General features: G+C 41.1%; 23 protein-coding genes and 1 tRNA gene. 13 read left to right on the plus strand and 11 right to left on the minus strand.

Annotation, left to right across the window (positions count from 1 at the left end; translation table 11 throughout):
* Positions 1-143: 143 nt before the first annotated feature.
* The 4 genes from L4F92_RS06575 to lptF form a co-directional block, all read right to left on the minus strand.
* A tRNA-Leu gene (locus L4F92_RS06575) sits at positions 144-230 on the minus strand.
* Positions 231-472: 242 nt separating this feature from the next.
* The gene (locus L4F92_RS06580; protein WP_250363125.1) at positions 473-1,390 is read right to left on the minus strand and encodes a mechanosensitive ion channel family protein; all 918 of its coding nucleotides are present in this window, start codon (positions 1,388-1,390) and stop codon (positions 473-475) included.
* A gap of 69 nt (positions 1,391-1,459) precedes the next feature.
* Entirely contained in the window at positions 1,460-2,527 is a 1,068-nt protein-coding gene (gene lptG / locus L4F92_RS06585; RefSeq protein ID WP_250363126.1) for an LPS export ABC transporter permease LptG, read from the minus strand.
* A gap of 12 nt (positions 2,528-2,539) precedes the next feature.
* A complete protein-coding gene (lptF, locus tag L4F92_RS06590) occupies positions 2,540-3,637 on the minus strand; it encodes an LPS export ABC transporter permease LptF (RefSeq protein WP_250350061.1) in 1,098 nt (365 codons plus the stop codon).
* Positions 3,638-3,745: 108 nt separating this feature from the next.
* Here lptF and L4F92_RS06595 point away from each other — a divergent pair, with 108 nt between their 5' ends.
* Positions 3,746-5,230, plus strand: a complete 1,485-nt coding sequence (locus L4F92_RS06595; protein WP_250363127.1) for a leucyl aminopeptidase — start codon at positions 3,746-3,748, stop codon at positions 5,228-5,230.
* Between the two features lie 46 nt (positions 5,231-5,276).
* On the opposite strand, the gene selD is transcribed toward L4F92_RS06595, so the two are convergent.
* Positions 5,277-6,314 carry a selenide, water dikinase SelD gene (selD, locus tag L4F92_RS06600; protein ID WP_250364569.1) on the minus strand — a complete coding sequence of 346 codons (1,038 nt, stop codon included), beginning with the start codon at positions 6,312-6,314 and terminating at the stop codon, positions 5,277-5,279.
* Positions 6,315-6,518: 204 nt separating this feature from the next.
* Here selD and gntR point away from each other — a divergent pair, with 204 nt between their 5' ends.
* The gene (gntR, locus tag L4F92_RS06605; RefSeq protein ID WP_250363128.1) at positions 6,519-7,520 is read left to right on the plus strand and encodes a gluconate operon transcriptional repressor GntR; all 1,002 of its coding nucleotides are present in this window, start codon (positions 6,519-6,521) and stop codon (positions 7,518-7,520) included.
* Between the two features lie 65 nt (positions 7,521-7,585).
* On the opposite strand, the gene mdh is transcribed toward gntR, so the two are convergent.
* Positions 7,586-8,521 carry a malate dehydrogenase gene (gene mdh, locus L4F92_RS06610; protein WP_250363129.1) on the minus strand — a complete coding sequence of 312 codons (936 nt, stop codon included), beginning with the start codon at positions 8,519-8,521 and terminating at the stop codon, positions 7,586-7,588.
* A 233-nt stretch (positions 8,522-8,754) separates the two neighbouring features.
* Here mdh and argR point away from each other — a divergent pair, with 233 nt between their 5' ends.
* Together argR and L4F92_RS06620 are read left to right on the plus strand one after the other, a co-directional pair.
* Positions 8,755-9,222: a transcriptional regulator ArgR gene (gene argR, locus L4F92_RS06615; RefSeq protein WP_250351677.1), complete on the plus strand. Its 468-nt coding sequence runs from the start codon at positions 8,755-8,757 to the stop codon at positions 9,220-9,222.
* The gene (locus L4F92_RS06620) at positions 9,222-10,106 is read left to right on the plus strand and encodes a TIGR01777 family oxidoreductase (protein ID WP_250363130.1); all 885 of its coding nucleotides are present in this window, start codon (positions 9,222-9,224) and stop codon (positions 10,104-10,106) included. Before argR ends, L4F92_RS06620 begins: the two co-directional genes overlap by 1 nt.
* Here L4F92_RS06620 and L4F92_RS06625 read toward each other — a convergent pair.
* The 3 genes from L4F92_RS06625 to L4F92_RS06635 are packed head-to-tail and all read right to left on the minus strand — an operon-like array spanning position 10,095 to position 10,570.
* Positions 10,095-10,208: a hypothetical protein gene (locus L4F92_RS06625; RefSeq protein ID WP_250363131.1), complete on the minus strand. Its 114-nt coding sequence runs from the start codon at positions 10,206-10,208 to the stop codon at positions 10,095-10,097. The genes L4F92_RS06620 and L4F92_RS06625 overlap by 12 nt on opposite strands.
* 4 nt (positions 10,209-10,212) lie before the next feature.
* Positions 10,213-10,389: a hypothetical protein gene (locus tag L4F92_RS06630; RefSeq protein ID WP_250363132.1), complete on the minus strand. Its 177-nt coding sequence runs from the start codon at positions 10,387-10,389 to the stop codon at positions 10,213-10,215.
* Positions 10,379-10,570 (minus strand): hypothetical protein, encoded by a 192-nt coding sequence (locus tag L4F92_RS06635; protein ID WP_250363133.1) that lies wholly within the window; start codon positions 10,568-10,570, stop codon positions 10,379-10,381. Before L4F92_RS06635 ends, L4F92_RS06630 begins: the two co-directional genes overlap by 11 nt.
* 197 nt (positions 10,571-10,767) lie before the next feature.
* Between L4F92_RS06635 and rsxA the strand changes: the two genes are divergently transcribed.
* From rsxA to L4F92_RS06675, 8 genes are all read left to right on the plus strand, one after another.
* Entirely contained in the window at positions 10,768-11,349 is a 582-nt protein-coding gene (gene rsxA, locus L4F92_RS06640; RefSeq protein WP_250363134.1) for an electron transport complex subunit RsxA, read from the plus strand.
* A gap of 1 nt (position 11,350) precedes the next feature.
* The gene (gene rsxB, locus L4F92_RS06645; protein ID WP_250363135.1) at positions 11,351-11,950 is read left to right on the plus strand and encodes an electron transport complex subunit RsxB; all 600 of its coding nucleotides are present in this window, start codon (positions 11,351-11,353) and stop codon (positions 11,948-11,950) included.
* Positions 11,950-15,033, plus strand: coding sequence for an electron transport complex subunit RsxC (rsxC, locus tag L4F92_RS06650; protein ID WP_326938212.1), 3,084 nt, complete (start codon positions 11,950-11,952; stop codon positions 15,031-15,033). Before rsxB ends, rsxC begins: the two co-directional genes overlap by 1 nt.
* A gap of 66 nt (positions 15,034-15,099) precedes the next feature.
* Positions 15,100-16,116 carry an electron transport complex subunit RsxD gene (gene rsxD / locus L4F92_RS06655; protein ID WP_442778855.1) on the plus strand — a complete coding sequence of 339 codons (1,017 nt, stop codon included), beginning with the start codon at positions 15,100-15,102 and terminating at the stop codon, positions 16,114-16,116.
* Between the two features lie 3 nt (positions 16,117-16,119).
* Positions 16,120-16,746, plus strand: a complete 627-nt coding sequence (gene rsxG / locus L4F92_RS06660) for an electron transport complex subunit RsxG (RefSeq protein WP_250363137.1) — start codon at positions 16,120-16,122, stop codon at positions 16,744-16,746.
* Positions 16,747-16,790: 44 nt separating this feature from the next.
* Positions 16,791-17,477, plus strand: a complete 687-nt coding sequence (locus L4F92_RS06665) for an electron transport complex subunit E (protein ID WP_268738966.1) — start codon at positions 16,791-16,793, stop codon at positions 17,475-17,477.
* Between the two features lie 5 nt (positions 17,478-17,482).
* A complete protein-coding gene (gene nth / locus L4F92_RS06670) occupies positions 17,483-18,118 on the plus strand; it encodes an endonuclease III (RefSeq protein WP_250350049.1) in 636 nt (211 codons plus the stop codon).
* A gap of 8 nt (positions 18,119-18,126) precedes the next feature.
* Complete coding sequence (locus tag L4F92_RS06675; protein ID WP_250350048.1) at positions 18,127-19,494, plus strand: sodium-dependent transporter; 1,368 nt, start codon at positions 18,127-18,129, stop codon at positions 19,492-19,494.
* A 65-nt stretch (positions 19,495-19,559) separates the two neighbouring features.
* Here the strand turns inward: L4F92_RS06675 and metX are convergent, their stop codons facing one another.
* The gene (gene metX / locus L4F92_RS06680) at positions 19,560-20,639 is read right to left on the minus strand and encodes a homoserine O-acetyltransferase MetX (RefSeq protein ID WP_250363138.1); all 1,080 of its coding nucleotides are present in this window, start codon (positions 20,637-20,639) and stop codon (positions 19,560-19,562) included.
* A 186-nt stretch (positions 20,640-20,825) separates the two neighbouring features.
* Between metX and L4F92_RS06685 the strand changes: the two genes are divergently transcribed.
* Positions 20,826-21,524, plus strand: coding sequence for a SanA/YdcF family protein (locus L4F92_RS06685; RefSeq protein ID WP_250363139.1), 699 nt, complete (start codon positions 20,826-20,828; stop codon positions 21,522-21,524).
* On the opposite strand, the gene cra is transcribed toward L4F92_RS06685, so the two are convergent.
* The gene (cra, locus tag L4F92_RS06690; protein ID WP_250363140.1) at positions 21,521-22,513 is read right to left on the minus strand and encodes a catabolite repressor/activator; all 993 of its coding nucleotides are present in this window, start codon (positions 22,511-22,513) and stop codon (positions 21,521-21,523) included. The genes L4F92_RS06685 and cra overlap by 4 nt on opposite strands.
* Between the last annotated feature and the right edge of the window lie 91 nt (positions 22,514-22,604).

A 22,604-nucleotide genomic window follows, 5' to 3' on the forward strand; every position in this document is an offset into this window, starting at 1 on the left:
CATTTTTTGTCTACGATACCGCCTTTTAAACACGACAAAATTTGATGCTAAAAATGATATTTTGGATAATTCATCAGAAAAGAAAAAAGCCGTAAGTTATTAATTTTAAAGGCTTAACTTACGACTTAATATGAAATTCTTAATGGTGCCAGTGGTCGGACTCGAACCGACACGCTTTTAAGGGCGGCGGATTTTGAATCCGCTACGTCTACCAATTTCGTCACACTGGCTAAAGAGATATTTAGGTAAAAGCATTTGTTATGCTTTAGATGTGATGAATTATACGGAGTTGATTTTTGCTTGCAAGTAAAATTTGTCAATTTAATGATGAGTGAAGTAATTTTAGTCAATTTTAAAGAGCGGTGTAAATTTCACGCATTTTCACCGCACTTTGTAGAAAGAAATACAGTAAAATTTTTACTTGGGATAAAAAAGCCTATCGTTGAAAGATAGGCTCACATTTGGTTTTTCGTTATTGTGCTTTTGTGGTTGCGCGATTGTCATTGAGTTGAAGAGTTTTATCGAACAAGTTCACACCGCCTTTTACGCCAAAATCAAGCGTAGTTACGTTGTAGGCAATGCTGATATTTTCTTGCTCAAAGCGTTTTTTCAACGCCATAATTGCTTGGCTTTTGGATTCTAAATAATCTTCATAGGTTACAAAATTTACCCAGAAACGAATAACGAAATCAAAGGTTGAACTACCAATATCAGTAAAGTAGAAATTGATGTCATTTTTATCGATTACAAAATCCCACTCTTGCATTAATGCTAAGGTAACTTGGCGAACTTTATCCAGATCATCACCATAAGACACGCCCGTAGATAAAATCACGCGGCGTTTTTTCAATTTAGAATAATTAAAAAACTCGCCACTATAAATCATCTGATTTGGAATTAAGGCGGTTTCCCCTTCAATGGTCATTAATTCTACGGTAACTAAACCAATGTTCATTACTTTACCAATTGAATTGTTGATATTTACCCAATCTCCAATATCAAAAGGTTGTTCTGATTTAATTAATAAGCCTGAAAACGCATTAGATGCAATATCTTTAAAGGCAAATCCGGCGATAATGCCCACAATTCCTGCACCAGCCAGTAAGTGAGTTAGAAATGAGGCAAGGTGTAATACTTCTAACGCCAGAATAATGCCTAAAAACCAAATCAGTATTTTCACACCAATGGCAATGCCTTTCGCCGCACGCAAGTTTTTTGCGAATAAACGGCTATAGATGCGCAGTGCGACTTTGCTCAGAATGTTGGCTAAAAAATAGAAAAGTGTAAGTAAAATAATGGCTGAAACAATATTAGGAATAAAACCAATCAGCCAATCTTTCCATTGAGAAAGCGTATGTGTTACCAAGGTGAGTGAATTGTTTTCTGTCATAAAATTTCCTGTTATAAATAATCAAAAAGCCATTATAAAAATGGCTCTTTTTTATACCGCACTTTAGTATTAACGTTTATGCGCTAATAACCACCAAGTAATAAGAATAAATAGCCCGCTAGGCATTAATGCCCCGGCAATTGGCGGCACATTATAAACTAAACTGAGTGGGCCGAAAATCTCATTAACGACATAAAATAAAAAGCCAAAGCAAATTCCGGTGATCATTCTTGCACCCATTGTAACACTACGCAATGGACCAAAAATGAAAGAAAGGGCAAGTAACATCATTACCCCAACGGAAATTGGTTGGAAGAGTTTACGCCAATAAGTGAGTTCAAAACGTTTTGCGTCTTGTCCGGTTTCTTTCATAAACGCAATATAATCTGCCAGCCCTGAAATAGAAAGTGAGGTTGGACGTAAGGAGACAATGCCCAATTTATCAGGCGTTAAGGTGGTTTGCCACGCTTCGTTAAGATAATTCGTTGTTGTAATTTTGTCTGTAGCAATTTGTGATTTATTCACTTGCATTAATTGCCAGTTGCCCTCTTTAAATTCTGCTTGATTCGCGTGGCTGACTTGTTCTAACTGGCGTTTATCATTGAAATGATAAATATAAATATCATTGAGTTTTACGTTGTCGGTAATTCGTCTCACATAGATAAAATCATTGCCATCTTTTGCCCATACACCATTTTTAACGGAAAGCATTTCTCCGCCAGAAATCGCTTTAGCACGCATATCTCGTGCAAATTGTTCCGTTTGAGGAATCCCCCATTCACCAATGATCATTGTAATGATCACCAAGGGAATGGCGGTTTTCATTACGGCAAAACCAATTTTTAAGCGTGAAAATCCTGACGCTTGCATGACCACTAATTCACTACGACTAGCTAGATTTCCCAAGGCAATTAATGCACCAAGTAGTGCTGCCATTGGAAAGAAGGTTTCAATATCTTTTGGAATTGTTAATACCGTGAAAAGTCCCGCGTGTAATACATCGTAAGTTCCTCGCCCTACGCTACGAAATTGCTCGACAAATTTGATAATTGCTGAGAGTCCAACTAAGGTAAGCAAGGTGGCAAAAATCGCCCCTAAAATGGATTTTCCAATATAACGGTCTAATGTATTCATCATTATTTTTATTCCTTAGGCACGTTTTTTGAATAATTGATAGCGAATTTTGTACATAAAGGCACTGTTCCAGCCATTCAATAATATACCTAACGCCAAAAAGCTAAAATTTACCACTGGCATAAGTACACTTGCATCGACTTTCCCAGCTGCCCCCGCTGATTTAAAAGAACTCTGCAATAAAAAATAAATGAGATAAAGTAAAAGTGCGGGTAAAATTTTGGCAAATCGTCCTTGGCGAGGATTAACACGACTCAGTGGTACCGCGATTAATGCCATAATAGGAACTGCTAAAATAAGTGTAATGCGCCAATGAAGCTCTGTTTTACCCGCTGGCGTCGTGCTATTTAATAGTTGGCTTAAGGGCAAAGTTTCGGCATCATCAGTCTCATTTTCTGTGGCTTTATAACCTAAGTAGGCTTGATACTGCTCAAAATCGGTAATACGGAAATCAGGTAACACGGCACTCCCTTCAATGCGTTGGCTATGGGTGAGGTTTAACACCTGATCACCATTTGGTAACGCGGTGAGTTCACCACGATCAGCCATAATGACAGAGGGTTTTTCATTTTTTTTATTTTGCATTTGAAAAACATAAACCCCTTCAATGGTATTATTTTGAACTTTATCAATAAATAAAACCAAATCACTACTATTCGCTGAAATAAACTGCCCTGCTGCTAACGCCCCCATTGTTGGGTTTGCTTTTGCATCTTTGACGATTTGGCTTTGCTTTTGTAATGCCCAAGGCGAAAGAACCAACGCATTGTAAGCTGCTAATCCCGCAGTGGCTAAAGATAAAATTAATGCGACTTTTACCAATAAACGTTGCCCTACGCCGCAAGCACGCATTACCGTAATTTCACTTTCTGCATAAAGGCGACCAAAGGTAAGTAATAAAGCAATGAATAAACACAAAGGCAACATTAATTGTGCCATTGTCGGCATCCCCAATCCTAATAAGGAAAATACCAAATCTGCCGGCACTTTTCCGTTTGCAGCCGAACCAAGTACACGCACAAGTTGTTGGCAGAAAAAAATGAGAAGTAAAATGAACAGGATCGCCATTTGGCTTTTTAATACTTCTTTCGTTAAATATCTTGTTAAAATCACCGTATTGCCTATGTTATTTTGCTTGCAATTTTTATAGAAGTCGTTTCAAATTGAATGGCGTATAATAACGTATTTTTCAACAGAAGGCAGTAAATTAGTGAGGAACAAATGAAATATACTGTAAAAAAAACCGCACTTTCTGCGGTAACAGGTAATGTTATCGTTGCTGTGTTTGAAGAAGGAAAACTTTCTCCCACAGCACAAACACTTGATCAATTAAGCCAAGGCGCTATTAGCCAACTTATTCGTGTAGGTGATATGAAAGGCAAACTCGGTGAAGTGGTTACCTTGCGTTTATCTAACGCAAATCTCGAACGCATTTTTGTAGTGGGTTGTGGTAAACAAGAAGAACTTAGCGTTCGCCAATATAAACAAGTCATCAAAAGTGCTATTCAAGCAGTAAAGGCTACCAATGCGGAACAAGTGCATAACTTTTTAACGGAAGTGCAAATCAGCGAACGTGATCTTTATTGGAATGTGAGATTTGCAGTGGAAGGCATTGCTGAAAGTTTTTATCAATTTGATCAATTTAAAAGCCAGAAATCTGATAAACATTCCGTCTTGCAGGAAGTGGTGTTTGCGGTTGAATCGGTACAGCTTACAGAGGCTGAAAAAGCCATTCAGCAAGGCCAAGCCATTGCATTAGGTGTTGCCTTAGCAAAAGATGTGGCAAATTGCCCACCTAATGTGTGTAATCCAGCCTATTTAGCCGAGCAAGCCAAAAAACTCAGCGAAAAATCACCGCACATTCGCACCACCGTACTGGGTGAAAAAGAAATGGCAGAGCTTGGAATGAATGCCTATCTTGCGGTATCTCAAGGCAGTAAGAATGAAGCTCAACTTTCCATTATTGAATACCGCAATCACCCTAATCCACAAGCCAAACCAATTGTTTTAGTGGGTAAAGGTTTAACCTTTGATGCAGGTGGTATTTCCTTAAAACCTGCGGATAGTATGGACGAAATGAAATACGATATGGGAGGCGCTGCGTCTGTTTATGGCGTGATGAACGCATTAGCAGAATTAGCATTGCCATTAAATGTGATTGGTATCTTAGCTGGCTGTGAAAATTTACCCGACGGCAATGCTTATCGCCCCGGCGATATTTTAACCACAATGAGTGGTTTAACCGTTGAAGTGCTGAATACCGATGCAGAAGGACGTTTAGTGCTGTGCGATACGCTCACTTATGTAGAACGTTTTGAGCCTGAGTTAGTGATTGATGTCGCCACCCTCACAGGGGCTTGTGTGGTGGCACTTGGTCAGCACAACAGCGGTTTAATGTCGCCAAATGATCATCTCGCAGAACAGCTATTAAATGCCGCACAACAAAGTGCCGATAAAGCTTGGCGTTTACCCTTAAGCGAAGAATATCAAGAACAACTTAAATCTCCATTTGCTGATCTTGCCAACATTGGTGGGCGTTGGGGCGGTGCGATTACCGCAGGTGAATTTTTATCTAATTTCACAAAAAAATATACGTGGGCGCACTTAGATATTGCAGGCACAGCGTGGCTACAAGGCGCAAACAAAGGGGCGACAGGTCGTCCTGTAAACTTGCTGACCCAATTTTTACTGGATCAAGTAAAATAAACATAAAAAAATCCCTCAATTATTTGAGGGATTTTTCTTTTAGGCACTACACAACTTCAATCAAAAACTGCTGTTCTTGATCAGTGAGTTCTCCCACTTCAAACAATTCAATCCCCTCTTGCTGCGCCAATGCCATTACTTGCGCCACTGCATCTGGCTTCACAGCAATCAACAACCCACCTGAAGTTTGCGGATCACACAACACCGCTTTTTGTCGCTCATTCATAGGTGAAATTTTATGTCCGTAACTCTCAAAATTTCGCCCTGTTCCACCCGGCACACAACCTTTTTCAATATAACGAATCACGCCGTCTAAGGTATGAATTTTATCAAAATACACTTTAGCCTTGAGCTGTGAACCTTCACAAATCTCACTTAAATGGCCAAGCAAACCAAAACCGGTTACATCCGTCATCGCGGTGATTGCCTCCAATTCAGCAAATTGACTACCGATTTTATTCATTTGACACATCGTTGCACTGGCAAGCCCTTTATGTTCTGGCTTAAGCTTACCTTTTTTCTCTGCTGTGGTTAAAACACCAATGCCTAATGGTTTAGTCAAATAAAGTTTACAGCCTGCTTGTGCAGAAGCATTCTTTTTCACTTTGTCCGTAGAAATCACTCCCGTTACGGCTAAGCCGAAAATGGGTTCTGGTGAATCAATAGAATGCCCACCAGCCAGGGCGATACCGGCTTGTTGGCAAGCAAAGCGTCCACCTTCAACAATCCGTTTTGCCACACTCGGTGGTAACAATTTAATTGGGAAACCTAAAATAGCAATTGCCATTATCGGTTTGCCTCCCATCGCATAAATATCACTAATGGCATTAGTCGCCGCAATACGCCCAAAATCAAAAGGATCATCGACTATCGGCATAAAGAAGTCCGTTGTACTAATAATGCCTAATCCATTACCAATATCATAAACAGCAGCATCATCTTTGGTTTCATTGCCAACCAATAAATTTGGATCAACAAACTTTTCCATTTCTGAATGTAAAATGGTTTCTAAGACTTTTGGTGAAATTTTACAACCGCACCCTGCGCCGTGACTGTATTGTGTTAAACGAATGGTTTCTGCCACCGTTTGATCTAGCGCATTTTGTACATCGGTAAGATCTGTTTCTTTTTGCTTAGTTTCTTTTTGCATAGCATCCTCGCGTTACCATCAACTGATGAGTGAATGAGGTTATTATACGCTGATTTATTAAGTGCAGTGATTTTTTGTGAAATTTTTGTCTTAAATCAGTTAAAATGTGCCTTATTATTTTGCTGATAAATATCACTAATGAATAGACGAAAACGCCCTACATTACAAATGATTGCCGAGCATCTTGGTTTAACGAAAATGACGATTAGCCGTTATTTACGTCAGCCCGATTCTGTTGCACCAGAAACCCAGCAAAAAATTGCCAAGGCGATTGAGCAATTTGGCTATATCCCTAATCGTGCGCCAGATATTTTATCTAATGCGAAAAGCCTTGCCATTGGTGTATTACTCCCCTCACTAACAAACCAAGTATTTGCTGAAGTGCTAAAAGGCATTGAGCTAATTACAGACAAAGCGGGCTATCAAACAATGGTTGCACACTACGGATATAGCGAAAAAAAAGAGGAACAACGTATTGAAAGCCTACTTTCTTATAATGTGGACGGCTTGATTTTATCGGAAAATCATCATAGCCCTCGAACCCTAAAAATGTTGGAAGTCGCCAATATTCCTGTGATTGAAATTATGGATAGTAGCGAAATGGGTATTCAACAAGTGGTAGGCTTTGATAATGTGGCGGCGGCACAATCTATGGTAGAAACGATGATCCATTATGGTCATAACAAGATCGTATATTTTACTGCTCGAATGGATAAACGCACCCAATTAAAAATGCAAGGCTATGAAAATGCAATGAAAAAGCACGGTCTCACGCCACATAGTTTAATTACCTCTGAACCCTCTTCTTTCACCTTAGGCGCACATTTACTTCGCCAAGCCTTGAGTGAATATCCTGACACTAATGGAATTTTTTGTACCAATGATGATTTAGCCATAGGGGCTATCTTCGAATGCCAACGATTAGGGATTAAAATCCCACAGGAAATGGCGATTGCTGGCTTTCACGGCCACGATGTCGGACAATCAATGACCCCCCAGCTCGCAACCGTGATTACGCCAAGGTTAGAAATTGGCAAGATCGCCGCACAAGAATTACTAAACCGTTTAAAAGGCCTCCCTGTGCAAAGCCATATTATTAATTTGGGTTATGAAATTCATTTGGGGCAAAGTGTGAAATAATGCCCATCACCGCCATTAAAAAAGGGCATCACAAAAAATGCCCTTTTTTACTTTCTAGCTAAAAATTAGCCATTAACAAATTTCTCGCCTAATTCAATATCAGCACGTAATGTTGGTAGCATATCTTCTAATGCTTTTTGTTCAAAAGCACTTAATTCACCAATTGGCAGAATTTCTTCAACCCCTTCTTTACCTAAACGAACTGGCTGAGCGAAGAAACGTGCGTATTTACCATCGCCCTCTACATAACTACATTCCACCACAGTTTGACCGCTCAGACCTTTTACTAAAGAACGGGCAAAACGTGCCGCGGCTTGTGCCATAGAAAGGGTTGCAGAACCGCCGCCCGCTTTTGCTTCCACCACTTCTGTTCCGGCATTTTGGATACGTTTTGTCAGTGGCGCAATTTCTTCCTCTTTCCATTGTGCATACGGCACTTGAGATAATAGCGGTAAAATGGTTACCCCTGAATGTCCACCAATCACTGGCACAGCTGTACGAGATACATCAAGTCCTTTTAACGCTGCCACAAAAGTTTCAGAACGAAGAACATCAAGTGTCGTAACACCAAATAATTTACGTTTGTCATAAACACCTGCTTTTTTCAACACTTCTGCCGCAATAGCTACTGTTGTATTGACTGGATTTGTGATGATCCCAATACAGGCTTTCGGGCAAGCTTGCGCAACTTTTTCAACCAGATTACGCACAATTCCCGCATTAATATTAAATAAATCTGAACGATCCATACCCGGCTTGCGTGCAACCCCCGCAGAAATTAACACCACATCTGCGCCTTGTAACGCGGGTGTAGGATCTTCACCTGAGAACCCCTGCACTTTTACCGCGGTTGGGATATGGCTAACGTCCACGGCGACACCGGGCGTAACAGGGGCAATATCATAAAGCGATAATTCTGAACCAGCTGGTAGCTGTAACTTTAACAATAATGCTAAGGCTTGACCAATTCCGCCTGCGGCACCTAAAACTGCAACTTTCATCTAATACTCCTCTTTTTGGTTATAAATCAAATTAGTTGAATTTTAGACTTATCCCCTAGCAAATTCAAACAGAGAAATTCAATAGTGAGATCTAATTCAAAGTTTTAAAAAATTTATTTCAACCTTGTTGAATTTCCTTTCTATTATGGTGTTTTCAACTTGCTAAAAATTGAATTTTTATGCAAAATTCCTGCCCATATTTGCAATACAACCTTATTATGAAGCCTAAAACGATGACAACAGACAAAAATGATAATTTAATCGCTACATTTAAAACCTTGCTCGAACAAGAACGTTTCGGTTCACAAGGGGAAATTGTAAACGCCCTACAACAGCTCGGTTTTAATAATATTAATCAATCTAAAGTTTCTCGAATGCTCACCAAATTTGGTGCAGTGCGCACGCGCAACAGCCGAATGGAAATGGTGTACTGTTTACCCGCTGAATTAAGCGTGCCAACGTCAAGCAGCCCATTAAAAAACTTGGTATTAGACATCGATCATAACGATTTTTTGATCGTGGTGAAAACCAGCCCCGGCGCAGCACAGCTTATCGCTCGCTTATTAGATTCAGTGGGCAAAGCCGATGGCATTCTTGGCACGATTGCTGGAGATGATACTATTTTTATCACACCGACCTCAGGCACGGCGATTTTAGCGTTAATGCAACGAGTGCAAGAATTATTTGAAACGAGCCTATAATGAACATTCTACTCACGGGCGGCACAGGGCTGATTGGTTCAGCCTTGATCCCGCAACTTCTCGCCAAACGACATAAAATTTGCCTTTTAACACGCAACATTCAGCCCGAACGGTTTCCAAATGAAGTGCAACAAATTGCTCATCTTGCGTTATTAAAAAATCTCAATGAATTTGATGCCGTCATTAATTTAGCCGGTGAACCTATTTTCAATCACCGCTGGACAACCAAACAAAAAGCCAAACTTTTTGCAAGCCGAGTAAATTTAACACAAAATTTAACCGCACTTATCAATCAAAGCGATTGTCCGCCTCACACCTTGATTTCAGGATCGGCGACGGGGTTCTATGGTGATCACCAAGATCATTGGATTGATGAAAAAACACCTGCTGGCACACAATTTCCCGCCCTGCTATGCCAACAATGGGAAGTCGCGGCAAGGCAAGCCAACACTCGCGTTTGTTTATTACGCACGGCAATGGTATTAAGTCCAAACGGCGGTGCATTAAGCAAAATATTACCGTTATATCGCCTAGGTTTAGGCGGAAAACTGGGTAGCGGCAAACAATATTGGGCTTGGATCAGCTTACAAGATATGATCGCGGGAATTTTATTTTTATTAGAAAATAGACAATATGAAGGCGTCTTCAACTTCGCTTCCCCACAACCGATCACCAATCAGGATTTCAACCAACAGCTCGGAAATTTCCTTAACCGCCCTCATTGCGCTAACATGCCAGCATTTATATTACGTTGGCTTTTAGGTGATCGCTCACAATTATTATTAGACAGCCAACGCATTCGCCCCACTCACCTGATAGACGCGGGGTTTGAATTTAAAGTGGAGAATTTTGCGGCGTTTTTGGCAAAAAATTTAAGAAGATAAAAGGGGATATTTTCGGCGAGAATGAATAACTGTAATAATTTCGACACGATCTTCATATTCACGATAGACAATGGGGTAATGGTAGCAAAATAACTCCCTCATTTCATCACCTCTTTTCTTGCCAATTTTGGGAAAAAAATGCAATACGTTGGAAAACTTTTTGTAGCTCAGAATTTAATTTTTCTGCGCTTTTTACAGAGCCAGTATAGTCTGATACATTGGTTAGAATTCCATCAACCTGTCTGATGGCAGGTAAAGTAATCTCTAGCTTTTTAGCTGACATATCCTAACTCTAGCTCTTCTTCTCGAGTTAAAGCGTCTAATTCTAGGGCTTTTCGTTTTAATAATTCATCGGTGTGTTTTTTCCATTCTTCCAAAGACATTACTTCCCTCCGCTCCGCGGCGGCAATTCCCTCTGCAATCCTTTCCGCCAAAAACGCATCATACCCTTCTTCTTTTAGCATTTTCTTTCCTTTATTGAATAGATAAAATACAACGTAAGCCTACGTCATAATCGCTATAAATTCAACATCTACCTAAAATTTTCTATTGTTATCCCAGCAAGAAACTAGGATAATAGCGAGCGAGATTTTTTCTGACAACTTGGCTTTCAACTATATAAAAATCATAACAATGCAATGAAAGCAAGGATAATGAACCGATGACTGACTATATTTTATTAATTATTAGCACCGCACTTATTAATAACTTTGTCCTAGTGAAATTCCTAGGGCTTTGTCCTTTTATGGGGGTATCGAAAAAAATCGAAACTGCCATTGGAATGGGGCTTGCTACAATGTTTGTACTCACCGTTGCCTCCCTTTGCTCTTATTTAATTGATCGCTACTTACTGACGCCATTTAATGGCAATTTTTTACGCACCTTAGTGTTTATTTTAGTGATTGCTGTGGTGGTGCAATTTACTGAAATGGTCATTCACAAAACAAGCCCAACCCTTTATCGCCTACTCGGTGTATTTTTGCCCCTTATCACCACCAACTGTGCGGTGTTAGGCGTGGCATTACTCAATGTCAATTTAGCCCATAATTTAACCCAATCCGTGGTTTACGGTTTTGGCGCTTCACTCGGTTTTTCCCTTGTGTTGGTGCTATTTGCCGCCTTGCGTGAACGCCTTGCCGCTGCAGATGTGCCAATACCATTTCGCGGTGCATCTATCGCCTTGATTACAGCAGGGCTAATGTCCCTTGCCTTTATGGGCTTTGCTGGCATAGTGAGAATGTAAAATGACAACATTATATTATGTCCTTCTCGCTATCAGCGTGCTTGCTTTAATTTTTGGTGCTATTTTAGGTTTAGCCTCAATCAAACTGAAAGTGCAAGTGGATCCTATCGTAGAAAAAATTGATGCACTGCTCCCACAAAGCCAATGCGGGCAATGTGGCTATCCCGGCTGTAAACCTTATGCTGAAGCAATTGCACAAGGTGATGTGATTACCAAATGTATTCCAGGTGGGCAGCCATTAGTGGTTAAAATTGCCGATTTATTAGGCGTGGACGTACCTGCAACAGAATTTGATGAAGAAGATAACGCCGCAAAAGTCGCACTGATTCACGAAGCGATGTGTATTGGCTGCACCAAATGTATTCAGGCCTGCCCCGTTGATGCCATTATTGGCACCAATAAAGCGATGCACACCGTCATTCCAGATCTTTGTACAGGTTGTGAACTCTGTGTTGCGCCTTGCCCGACAGATTGCATTTCAATGATAAAAATAGAACAAGATATTGATCATTGGGATTGGAAATTCGATCCCAGCTTAACCATTCCGGTGTTAGATATTACCGCAAACCGCAACTCAAAGAATCAGGGAGCGGAAAAATAATGGCTGATGTATTAACCCATTTTAATTCTGGAAAATTATGGGATTTCGCAGGAGGAATTCATCCGCCTGAAATGAAATCACAATCTAATCACGTCCCAATTCGCCCAGCGGCGTTGGTAGAAACCTACTATGTACCAGTTAAACAGCACGCAGGCAATGCGGGAAATCTGTTGGTAAAAGAAGGGGATAAGGTACTAAAGGGTCAGCCATTAACCTTAGGTGAAGGCTTGCGTAATCTGCCCGTACACGCCCCAACTTCAGGCATTGTTACGGCCATTACCCCTTATATTGCCGCTCACCCTTCTGGCTTACCTGAGCTAACCATTCAAATTCAGGCAGACGGTAAAGACCAATGGCGTACACAACACCCGATTGAGGATTTTCTCACCCAAACGCCAGAACAGCTTATCGAAAAAATTTATCACGCCGGCATTGCGGGGTTAGGCGGTGCCGTGTTCCCTACTGCGGCTAAAATTCAATCGGCAGAAAATAAAGTAAAACTGCTGATTATCAATGGTGCAGAATGTGAACCTTATATCACCTGTGATGATCGGCTAATGCAAGATTATCCTAACGAGATCATCGAAGGAATACGGATCTTACGCTATATTTTAAGCCCCGAAAAAGTGGTCATCGCCATTGAGGACAATAAACCCAACGCCGTTAAAGCCCTTAAACACGCCTTAAAAGGGGCAAATGATATTGAAATTCGTGTTATTCCCACAAAATATCCTTCTGGTGCGGCAAAACAGCTTATTCAAGTGCTAACCGGCATTGAAGTACCAAGAGGACAGCGTTCTTCCAGCATTGGCGTACTAATGCACAATGTTGGCACCGCTTTTGCGATCAAAAGAGCGGTGATAAATGACGAACCTTTAATTGAACGGGTGGTAACGCTAACAGGTGATAAAATCCCCCACAAAGGCAATTTATGGGTACGCTTGGGAACACCTATTTCTGCACTATTGCAACAAGTCGGCTACCAATATGATGGGCGTTTTCCCGTGTTTATGGGCGGACCTATGATGGGCTTTATTTTGCCAAATCTCAGCGCGCCAGTTACAAAAATCACCAACTGCTTACTTGCGCCTGATCATTTTGAGTATGCCGAACCCGAACCTGAACAAGCTTGTATTCGCTGTTCTGCCTGCTCTGATGCTTGTCCTGTGCATTTAATGCCACAGCAACTCTATTGGTTTGCACGCAGTGAAGATCATCAAAAATCAGAACAATATGCCCTGCAAGATTGTATCGAATGTGGCTTGTGTGCCTATGTTTGCCCAAGCCACATTCCGCTTATCCAATATTTCCGTCAAGAAAAAGCAAAAATTTGGGAAATCAAAGAACAAGCACAAAAATCCCACGAAGCCAAACTACGCTTTGAAGCGCGCCAAGCACGTTTAGAGAAAGAAGAACAAGCCCGCAAAGCGCGTACCCAACGTGCTGCCGAAGCGCGTCGTGAAGAAATCGCAAAACAAAACGGCATAGATCCTGTTCAAGCGGCATTAGCGCGCCTAAAAGCCAAAAAACAAACGGACAACGAAAGTCCAAATGTAAAAACCTTTGTGGATGAAAAAGGTCAGCTTCAACCAGATAATTCCGGTATTATGGCGCAACGCAAAGCTCGTCGCTTAGCTCGCCAACAAGCAGAACAAGAACGTGCTGCATCAGAAAATCAAATGCAAGAAAATCCACAGAACACAAATTCTGCGGAAAATCTCACAGTTGATCCAAAAAAAGCCGCTATTGCTGCCGCACTCGCACGAGCCAAAGCAAGAAAACAAGCCTCAAGCCATAATGCACAACCTGAAAACGCAAAAACCAACACCACAGAAAATTCAACTCAAACAAATAGTGGAAGTGCGATAGAAAACCGCAAAAGTGCAGCGTCAGCACAAGGTGTGATTGAAAACCGCGAAAACTCAACGGCAATACAAAGTGCGGTTGAAAAAGCGCAAGAAAATCCCACCGCACTTGATCCTAAAAAAGCCGCTATTGCGGCGGCAATTGCACGAGCAAAAGCGAAGAAACAAGCACAGAATGGCACGCCACAATCTGCCCACGCAACGTCGCAACTTGTTGAAGAACAAGAGGCTGTGAAAAGTGAACACCGCGAAAGTGCGATAGAAAACCGCGAAAACGCAACGCCAGCACAAGGTGTGATTGAAAACCACGAAAACTCAACGGCAATACAAAGTGCGGTTGAAAAAACGCAAGAAAATCCTACCGCACTTGATCCGAAAAAAGCCGCTATTGCGGCGGCTATTGCACGAGCAAAAGCGAAGAAACAGGCACAGAATGGCACGGCACAATCTGCCCACGCGACGCAGCCACTTATTGAAGAACAAGGGGCTGTGGAAAGTGAACACCGCGAAAGTGCGATAGAAAACTGCGAAAGTGCAACGGCAGCACAAGGTGTGATTGAAAATCGCGAAAACGCAACGACAACACAAAGTGTAGTTGAAAAAACGCAAGAAAATCCCACCGCACTTGCTCCGAAAAAAGCCGCTATTGCGCGGGCAAAAGCGAAGAAACAGGCACAGAATGGCACGGCACAATCTGCCCACGCAACGTCGCAACTTGTTGAAGAGCAAGAGGCTGTGAAAAGTGAACACCGTGAAAGTGCGATAGAAAACAGCGAAAGCGCAACGTCAGCACAAGGTGTGATTGAAAACCGCGAAAACGCAACGGCAATACAAAGTGCGGTTGAAAAAACGCAAGAAAATCCCACCGCACTTGATCCGAAAAAAGCCGCTATTGCGGCGGCAATTGCACGGGCAAAAGCGAAGAAACAAGCACAGAATGGCACGGCACAATCTTCCCACGCGACGCAGCCACTTGTTGAAAAACAAGGGACTATGGAAAGCGAACACCGCGAAAGTGCGATAGAAAACCGCGAAGCCTCAACGGCAGCACAAGGTGTGATAGAAAATCACGAAAACGCGGCAATACAAAGTGCGGTTGAAAAAACGCAAGAAAATCCTACCGCACTTGATCCGAAAAAAGCGGCTATTGCGGCAGCAATTGCACGAGCAAAAGCGAAGAAACAGGCAAAAGAAAATCAATCCAAGGAAAAAGAATAAGGTTTATCAATGTTTAAAATGATGAGTTCGCCACATACCCACTCGGGCAAATTAACTGCTCGCATTATGCTGTGGGTTGCACTGGCTATGTTGCCCGCTTTCGCGGCACAAGTTTATTATTTTGGTTTTGGTGTGTTGATTCAAAGCCTACTCGCTATTTCCTTTGCGTTAGTGTTGGAATTTATCGTTACTCGCTTACGCAAAAAACCAACCCTGTTTTACATTAGTGATTTCAGCGTCGTGCTAACGGCATTAATGCTCGCGATGGCAATTCCGCCTTATGCGCCTTATTGGGTGATTTTAATTGGCACATTCTGCGCCGTAATACTCGGCAAACACGTTTATGGCGGCTTGGGGCAAAATTTGTTTAACCCTGCAATGGTCGGTTATGTGGTATTGCTCATTTCCTTTCCGGTGCAAATGACTGCTTGGCTTCCCCCTGTAACCCTATTAAATGAACCGCCTAGCCTGCAAGATGCTTATCAGTTGATTTTCCACGGCATCACCACAGATGGTTTCAACCTACATCAATTAACCAATTCCATTGATGGTATTACTCAAGCCACGCCGTTAGATTCCGTCAAAACGGCAAGCAAAATCAATATGGCGATAAGTGAAGTCAATCAATCACCGATTTTTGCACAAGTATTGCCGTTAAAAGGGGAACTCAACCTTGGTTTAGGTTGGGCACAAGTGAATTTTTTCTTCTTACTCGGTGGGCTCTTTTTAATTTGGAAAAAAATTATTCATTGGCAAATTCCAACGGCTTTTTTATCCACAATGTTACTAGTAAGTGGACTACATTGGCTGCTTTCTTCTTATGTGCCAAGCCCTTTATGGCAGTGGTTTAGTGGTGCAACGATGTTCGGGGCATTTTTCATTGCAACCGATCCTGTTACCTCTTCCATTACCCCAAAAGGTAAACTGGTTTTTGGTGCGATTATTGGCTTACTGGTGTGCCTGATCCGCTTCAATGGTAACTACCCTGATGGTGTGGCATTTGCTGTGTTATTGGCAAATATTTGTGTGCCACTCATTGATCACTACACGCGCCCGCGCGTGGCTGGACATAGAAGGAAATAAGCAATGCAAACGGTAAAAATTAGCCTCCGCTATGGCGTGATCTTAGGTGTTATTGCGTTAATTTGTACCGCACTTTCTGCTGCGGTGTATTTCTTAACAAAAGCCCCTATTACGCAAGCAATCGCCAACCAACAAGCAGAATTGCTCGCACAAATTATTCCACCGCAAAGCTATGATAACGATTTACTCACCAGTTGCGATGAGCCTCATTTTGCTCAAGCAAAAACCTTGCGTATTGAGAAAATCTGTGTCGTGGAGAAAAATCATCAGCCAGTGGCTTATGCCTATGAAACCATTGCGCCAGACGGCTATTCAGGCAATATTCGTTTTCTTGTTGGCATTACGCCACAAGGTGAAGTATTAGGCTTGCGTGTACTTGAACATAAAGAAACACCGGGCTTAGGCGATAAAATTGAATTACGTATTTCTGATTGGGTGCTGAGCTTTAATCACAAAAAAATTAGCACCGATAATCTCAATGATTGGGCGGTAAAAAAAGACGGTGGGCAATTTGATCAATTTACTGGGGCAACCATTACGCCACGCGCGATTGTCAATCAAATCAAGCGTTCTGCCTTACCTTTGTTACAACAAATGAAGGTGAATGCGGTGAAAGAGGAGCAAAACTGATGAATGAAAATCGTGAAAAAACCCACCGCACTTTAGGAAATGAGATGGATTTCACTGCGGAAACACCACCATCTCAACTGCCAATAAGCGAAGTAAAAAGCCAATGGGGTGAATTATTTAAGCAAGGCTTTTGGCATAATAACCCCGCACTTGTGCAACTTTTAGGGCTTTGCCCATTGCTTGCGGTATCTAGCTCGGCGACAAATGCCCTTGGTTTAGGCATTGCGACCATTGTAGTGCTAATGTGTACCAATGTAGTGGTTTCGCTATTCCGCAAGCATATTCCACACGCCATTCGTATTCCTATTTATGTGATGATTATTGCTACTACGGTAACCATTGTGCAGTTAATGATGAATGCTTACACGTACACGCTTTATCAATCTTTAGGGATTTTTATTCCTTTAATTGTCACCAACTGTATTGTCATTGGTCGTGCAGAAGCCTTTGCGTCAAAAAATGGTGTATGGCTTTCACTTTTTGATGGCTTTGCAATGGGCGTAGGAATGGCGTTTAGCTTGTTAATACTGGGGGCAATTCGTGAAGTGTTAGGCACAGGCAAACTGTTTATGGGAATGGAAAATCTGCTTGGCAACTGGGCTACCACATTACATTTAAATCTTTTTGAGCTAAACAGTAGCTTTTTACTCGCTATTTTACCTCCCGGGGCATTCCTTGGTTTGGGGTTAATTTTGGCGATGAAAAACTTGATTGATGATAAAAAACAATAAATACAATGAATAAACAAAAACGTATTGAAATTTTAACGCGATTGCGGGATCAAAATCCTCATCCAACGACGGAATTGAATTATCATTCACCTTTTGAGTTATTGATCGCGGTAATTTTGTCTGCACAGGCAACAGATAAAGGGGTGAATAAAGCCACCGCAAAACTCTTCCCTGTGGCAAATACACCACAAGCGATTTTAGATCTTGGATTAGATGGCTTAAAAAGCTATATTAAAACCATTGGTCTATTTAATAGTAAAGCTGAGAATATTATTAAAACCTGTCGTGATCTGATCGAAAAACACAATGGTGAAATTCCGCAAACGCGTGAGGAACTTGAAGCCTTAGCAGGTGTTGGGCGAAAAACCGCGAATGTGGTGTTAAATACGGCATTTGGTCAGCCTACCATTGCGGTAGATACCCATATTTTCCGTGTCTGTAATCGGACAAACTTTGCCCCCGGCAAAACCGTATTACAGGTAGAAGAAAAATTACTCAAGGTTGTTCCAGCTGAATTTAAAGTTGATGTGCATCATTGGCTTATTTTGCACGGGCGTTATACCTGCATTGCACGCAAACCTCGCTGCGGTTCTTGTATTATTGAAGATCTTTGTGAATACAAAGACAAAACTGAAAATTAAGGTAATTTATGACAACAAAAAAATCTGAACGACAAACTTGGTCAAGCCGCTTAACCTATATTATGACTGTGGCTGGTGCAACCGTAGGATTTGGCGCGACTTGGCGTTTCCCTTATTTAGTTGGTGAAAACGGCGGCGGTGCATACGTTTTATTATTCTGCGTAGCAATGATCGTGATTGGTATCCCGATGATCTTAGTGGAAAACGTCATTGGTCGCCGTTTGCGTGTCAATTCCATTGATGCCTTTGAAGATAAACTGACCGCAAAACCCCATTCAAAATATTGGAAAATTATTGGCTATATGGGCTTGCTCGGAGCATTCGGCATTATGGCTTATTATATGGTACTCGGCGGTTGGGTGATGAATTATATCATTAGCTTGATTTCTGGTAGCCTTGATATTTCTAGCACCATTAGCAAAGAGTATGCCAAAACCTTCTATGAACAGAGCATTAGCAATAGCCCGCTACAAATTGCCCTTTATACCTTTATTTTTGTCGCCATTAACTATGTTATTTTAGCGAAAGGGATTATCGGTGGGATTGAACGTTCGGTAAAATATTTAATGCCATTATTGTTTATCTTCCTTATTGGAATGGTTATCCGCAACATCACCTTACCCGGCGCAGCAGAAGGCATTATTTATTATCTCAAACCTGATTTTTCTAAAATTACACCGCAGTTATTTATTATGGTGTTAGGTCAAGTTTTCTTTGCACTTAGCTTAGGTTTTGGCGTGCTAATTACCCTTTCAAGCTATCTCAGTAAAGAAGAAAATTTAGTACAAACTGCCGTGATCACTGGCTTTACCAATACCATTATTGCGGTCTTAGCAGGATTTATGATTTTTCCATCGTTATTCAGCTTTGGTATTGAACCCAATGCTGGTCCAACGCTTGTCTTCCAAAGTTTACCTATTGTGTTCTCACATATGTGGGCTGGACGCATTTTTGCCATTATCTTCTTTAGTTTATTGCTCATTGCGGCACTAACCACTTCTATCACGATTTATGAAGTGATTATCACCGCACTACAAGAAAAACTCAGAATGCGCCGAGGCAAAGCAATTATGCTCACCCTTGGAGGAATTTTCTTACTTGGTAATATTCCATCTATTTTGAGCGATAACTTACTGAAAGACGTCACCTTCTTTGGAAAAAGTATTTTTGATGCTTTTGATTATGTGAGTGGAAATATTCTCTTTTTACTCACCGCACTTGGCTGTGCGATTTTCGTCGGCTTTGTGTTGAAAGAGGAAGCAAAAAAAGAGCTTTCTGATAAACCAAATTCTACTTTCACCAACATTTGGTTCAACTATGTAAAATATGTCGTTCCATTGATTATTTTAGTTATTTTTGTGAGTAATTTAATTTAATCTCTGTTCAGATAAAAATCAGGGCTGATATTTCTCAGCCCTTAATTTTTTCGCGATTTTAAGCATTACTCGCTTTCTAATCCCTGACGAATAAGTCCTTCAAAAGCATCGTAAGCCACTAAAAACGCATCGTGTCCATAATCAGAAGGAAACTCGTGATAAGTTAAATTTACCCCTGCGTCTTCAAGCATTGCTCTACTTTTTCTCACGTCCACCGCTTTAAAAAGCTGATCATTGCTCACCGCAATTAGGCTATAACGTGCGGTAATGCGTGATAACGCTTGATATGTGTTTTCATAACCTAAGGCGGGATCATATAAATCCAAGGCACGCAACAAATGCAAATAGCTATTCGCATCAAAACGATCGAGAAATTTCTGCCCTTGATAACTGAGATAAGATTCTACTTGGAAATAGTCTCCCCAGTACTGCCCTTCTACTTTCGTCGCACGCCCAAAGGCTTTGGCAAGCTGAATATCAGTACGATAGGTAAGCATTCCTAACATTCGCGCAATAGATAACCCTTGCATAGGTGGCTCACCCTCATAATAATCGCCATTATTAAAATTAGGATCAGTTATAATGGCTTGACGCATAACGTGATTAAAGCCGATAGCTTCTGCACTAAAATACAGGGAAGAGCAAAGGTTTACGATGTTATCCATAAAATCCGGATAATCTATTGCCCATTGAGTGGCTTGCATTCCGCCAAATGACCCTCCAACAATGCCTTTTAAATGTGGGATTTGAAGATAATCGAGCAGCGCCTTTTGTACTTTTACAATATCTTGCACAAGAATATGCGGAAACTGGCTGCCATAAGGCTTTTGTGTTTTTGGATTTACCGAAGAAGGCCCTGTTGTCCCTTTGCAACCACCTAGCACGTTAGAACAAATGAAAAAATATTTTGATGTATCTAATGCCAAACCTTCGCCCATAAAGTTCTGCCACCAACCTGTTTGGTTGGGATCAGGGTGATAGGGTTCTGCATCTCCCGTTAATGCGTGGCAAATCAACACGGCATTACTTTTATCCGCATTTAACTTGCCATAGGTTTGGTAGGCAACATCAATATGCTCAAGCTGTCCAGCTAAAGTGAGTTTGAGTGGTGTTTGAGTAAAAAGTGTTGCTGTTTGTACTGCCATTACCTAGTCCATTATTCCATTGATGCCATCTTGCAAAGGTTAGGCAACATAGACTACCGTTAGCCTTATACCTCGCCAAGATTTTTAGACGTCTAAACCTCTAGACGTATTTTAGAATAAATTTGCTTGAATTTACTAGTCTTTTTTATTATTTTGATACGCAAAAGATAAAAAAATACGAATTTTATGCTGAAATCCTTTTTCCGTTACCTTTTTTCTTTTCGATGGGTTCGCTACCTGCCTAGAAAAGTTCTACGGTATAGCCTGTTCCTCATTTTTCTTTGTAGCTTATTGCTTGTGCTTGTCGATCAAGCCATTGGCTTTTATGTTCGTCAAGGTATTTATACCGATATAGCAAAATTGCCCTATCGCCCTTATGGATTGGTGTTAGGTACATCAAAATATTTCAGTAAAAATACGCCAAATTTATTCTATTCCTATCGGTTATTAGCGGCGAATAACCTGTTTAAAGAACGGAAAGTAGATTATTTGCTACTAAGTGGGGATAACCGCACAATGGAATATAATGAGCCACGAACAATGTTTAAAGACCTCATAAAAATGGGGATACCAGAGGAATTTATGTATTTAGATTATGCGGGATTTCGTACCTTAGATTCCGTCATCCGTGCTGATCAGGTTTTTAAAGCCCATTCGATCACCATCATTACACAGCGCTTTCATTGTGAGCGGGCTTTGTTTATTGCCAAATACCATAATATTGATGCGATCTGTTTTGCGGCAGACTATCCGAGCGGCTATATGTTTGTCCGCTTCCGTGAGTTTTTTGCTCGTTTGCAAGCCGTATTAGATCTTCTTGTTGAAAAAGAACCGCACTTTTTAGGCAAGCCAGAACCGCTCCCCCCACCGCCTTTCTCTGATTAGCAATGATAAACTAAATCTCGCAAGATCTTACTCGGTGCAGGTAAGCTTTCTTGGGTTGATTTATGCTTAAGGCGTTCTAGCACTAAATCTAACAATTTATCCGCAATTTTCTTATGATCCTGCACTGCACAGAGAGTTTTATTGGCTAATAGTTCTAACATTTCGTGATCGCCAAAAGTAGCAATGGCTAATTGTTGTGGAATGCCTTTATTCTGCCTTAATAGCACTTGGAATATCCCCTGTAACAAGGTTAAAGAGGTAACAAATAAGGCATCTGGCAAGGGATTTGTGACAAGCCATTGCTCAAAGGTTTGTGCCGCAGAATCTCGGTGGAATTGCTCGCTATAAAGAAATTCTGCTGAATTTTCCGACCGCTCTTTTAATGCCTGACAAAATCCTACTTCACGTTCCTTGCTGGTTGGAAGTTCGGGCAGCGCCCCAAAAAAGAGAACATTTTTAAACGATTGCTGTTTAAATAAATCTTGCGCTAGACGATAAGCATCATTCCTATCATCAGATAGCACATTAACCACATTATCCGCGCTGACTTTTCGGTCAAAACCAAATACAGGCACCTTACTTTGCTGATAAAACCCATTCTCTGTGGGTAATGAGGTTGAAACAATTAACGCATCAATTTTGCGCTGAAAAAGGTGTTTGGCACAAGCCATTTCATTATTTGGATTATCATTAGAACAAGCGATCAAGAGTTGATAACCTTTTTCACGAAATTTTTGCTCAAGCTGATGAGCAATTCTGGCATAGCTCATATTTTCAAAATCAGGAATAATCAAGCCGATGGTATTGGTTTTCCCTGCTCGCAACCCTGCTGCCATTGCATTAGGTTTAAAATCATATTCCTTGATTAAGGATTGCACTTTTTCAATGGTTTTATCACTCACTCTATATTGCTTTGCTTTACCATTGACAACATAACTTACCGTTGTTCTGGAAACCCCAGCAAGTTTAGCTAACTCATCTAATTTCACATTAACTCCTTTTAATATGTCCTTTCAATTTCAAAGTGCGGTGAATTATAGCACCAAATTTTTAGTCATTTTTATGCGAAAATTCTCGAAA

Source organism: Avibacterium sp. 21-595 (genome assembly GCF_023611905.1).
Taxonomy (GTDB): domain Bacteria; phylum Pseudomonadota; class Gammaproteobacteria; order Enterobacterales; family Pasteurellaceae; genus Avibacterium.

Excerpts from the sequence above, each read along its gene's own strand:
- L4F92_RS06580 (WP_250363125.1), bottom strand. The coding sequence starts at position 1,390 with ATGACAGAAAACAATTCACTCACCTTGGTAACACATACGCTTTCTCAA.
- lptG (WP_250363126.1), bottom strand. The coding sequence starts at position 2,527 with ATGATGAATACATTAGACCGTTATATTGGAAAATCCATTTTAGGGGCG.
- L4F92_RS06595 (WP_250363127.1), top strand. The coding sequence starts at position 3,746 with ATGAAATATACTGTAAAAAAAACCGCACTTTCTGCGGTAACAGGTAAT.
- gntR (WP_250363128.1), top strand. The coding sequence starts at position 6,519 with ATGAATAGACGAAAACGCCCTACATTACAAATGATTGCCGAGCATCTT.
- mdh (WP_250363129.1), bottom strand. The coding sequence starts at position 8,521 with ATGAAAGTTGCAGTTTTAGGTGCCGCAGGCGGAATTGGTCAAGCCTTA.
- argR (WP_250351677.1), top strand. The coding sequence starts at position 8,755 with ATGACAACAGACAAAAATGATAATTTAATCGCTACATTTAAAACCTTG.
- L4F92_RS06620 (WP_250363130.1), top strand. The coding sequence starts at position 9,222 with ATGAACATTCTACTCACGGGCGGCACAGGGCTGATTGGTTCAGCCTTG.
- L4F92_RS06625 (WP_250363131.1), bottom strand. The coding sequence starts at position 10,208 with ATGAGGGAGTTATTTTGCTACCATTACCCCATTGTCTATCGTGAATAT.
- L4F92_RS06630 (WP_250363132.1), bottom strand. The coding sequence starts at position 10,389 with ATGTCAGCTAAAAAGCTAGAGATTACTTTACCTGCCATCAGACAGGTT.
- L4F92_RS06635 (WP_250363133.1), bottom strand. The coding sequence starts at position 10,570 with ATGCTAAAAGAAGAAGGGTATGATGCGTTTTTGGCGGAAAGGATTGCA.
- rsxA (WP_250363134.1), top strand. The coding sequence starts at position 10,768 with ATGACTGACTATATTTTATTAATTATTAGCACCGCACTTATTAATAAC.
- rsxB (WP_250363135.1), top strand. The coding sequence starts at position 11,351 with ATGACAACATTATATTATGTCCTTCTCGCTATCAGCGTGCTTGCTTTA.
- rsxC (WP_326938212.1), top strand. The coding sequence starts at position 11,950 with ATGGCTGATGTATTAACCCATTTTAATTCTGGAAAATTATGGGATTTC.
- rsxD (WP_442778855.1), top strand. The coding sequence starts at position 15,100 with ATGCTGTGGGTTGCACTGGCTATGTTGCCCGCTTTCGCGGCACAAGTT.
- rsxG (WP_250363137.1), top strand. The coding sequence starts at position 16,120 with ATGCAAACGGTAAAAATTAGCCTCCGCTATGGCGTGATCTTAGGTGTT.
- L4F92_RS06665 (WP_268738966.1), top strand. The coding sequence starts at position 16,791 with ATGGATTTCACTGCGGAAACACCACCATCTCAACTGCCAATAAGCGAA.
- nth (WP_250350049.1), top strand. The coding sequence starts at position 17,483 with ATGAATAAACAAAAACGTATTGAAATTTTAACGCGATTGCGGGATCAA.
- L4F92_RS06675 (WP_250350048.1), top strand. The coding sequence starts at position 18,127 with ATGACAACAAAAAAATCTGAACGACAAACTTGGTCAAGCCGCTTAACC.
- metX (WP_250363138.1), bottom strand. The coding sequence starts at position 20,639 with ATGGCAGTACAAACAGCAACACTTTTTACTCAAACACCACTCAAACTC.
- L4F92_RS06685 (WP_250363139.1), top strand. The coding sequence starts at position 20,826 with ATGCTGAAATCCTTTTTCCGTTACCTTTTTTCTTTTCGATGGGTTCGC.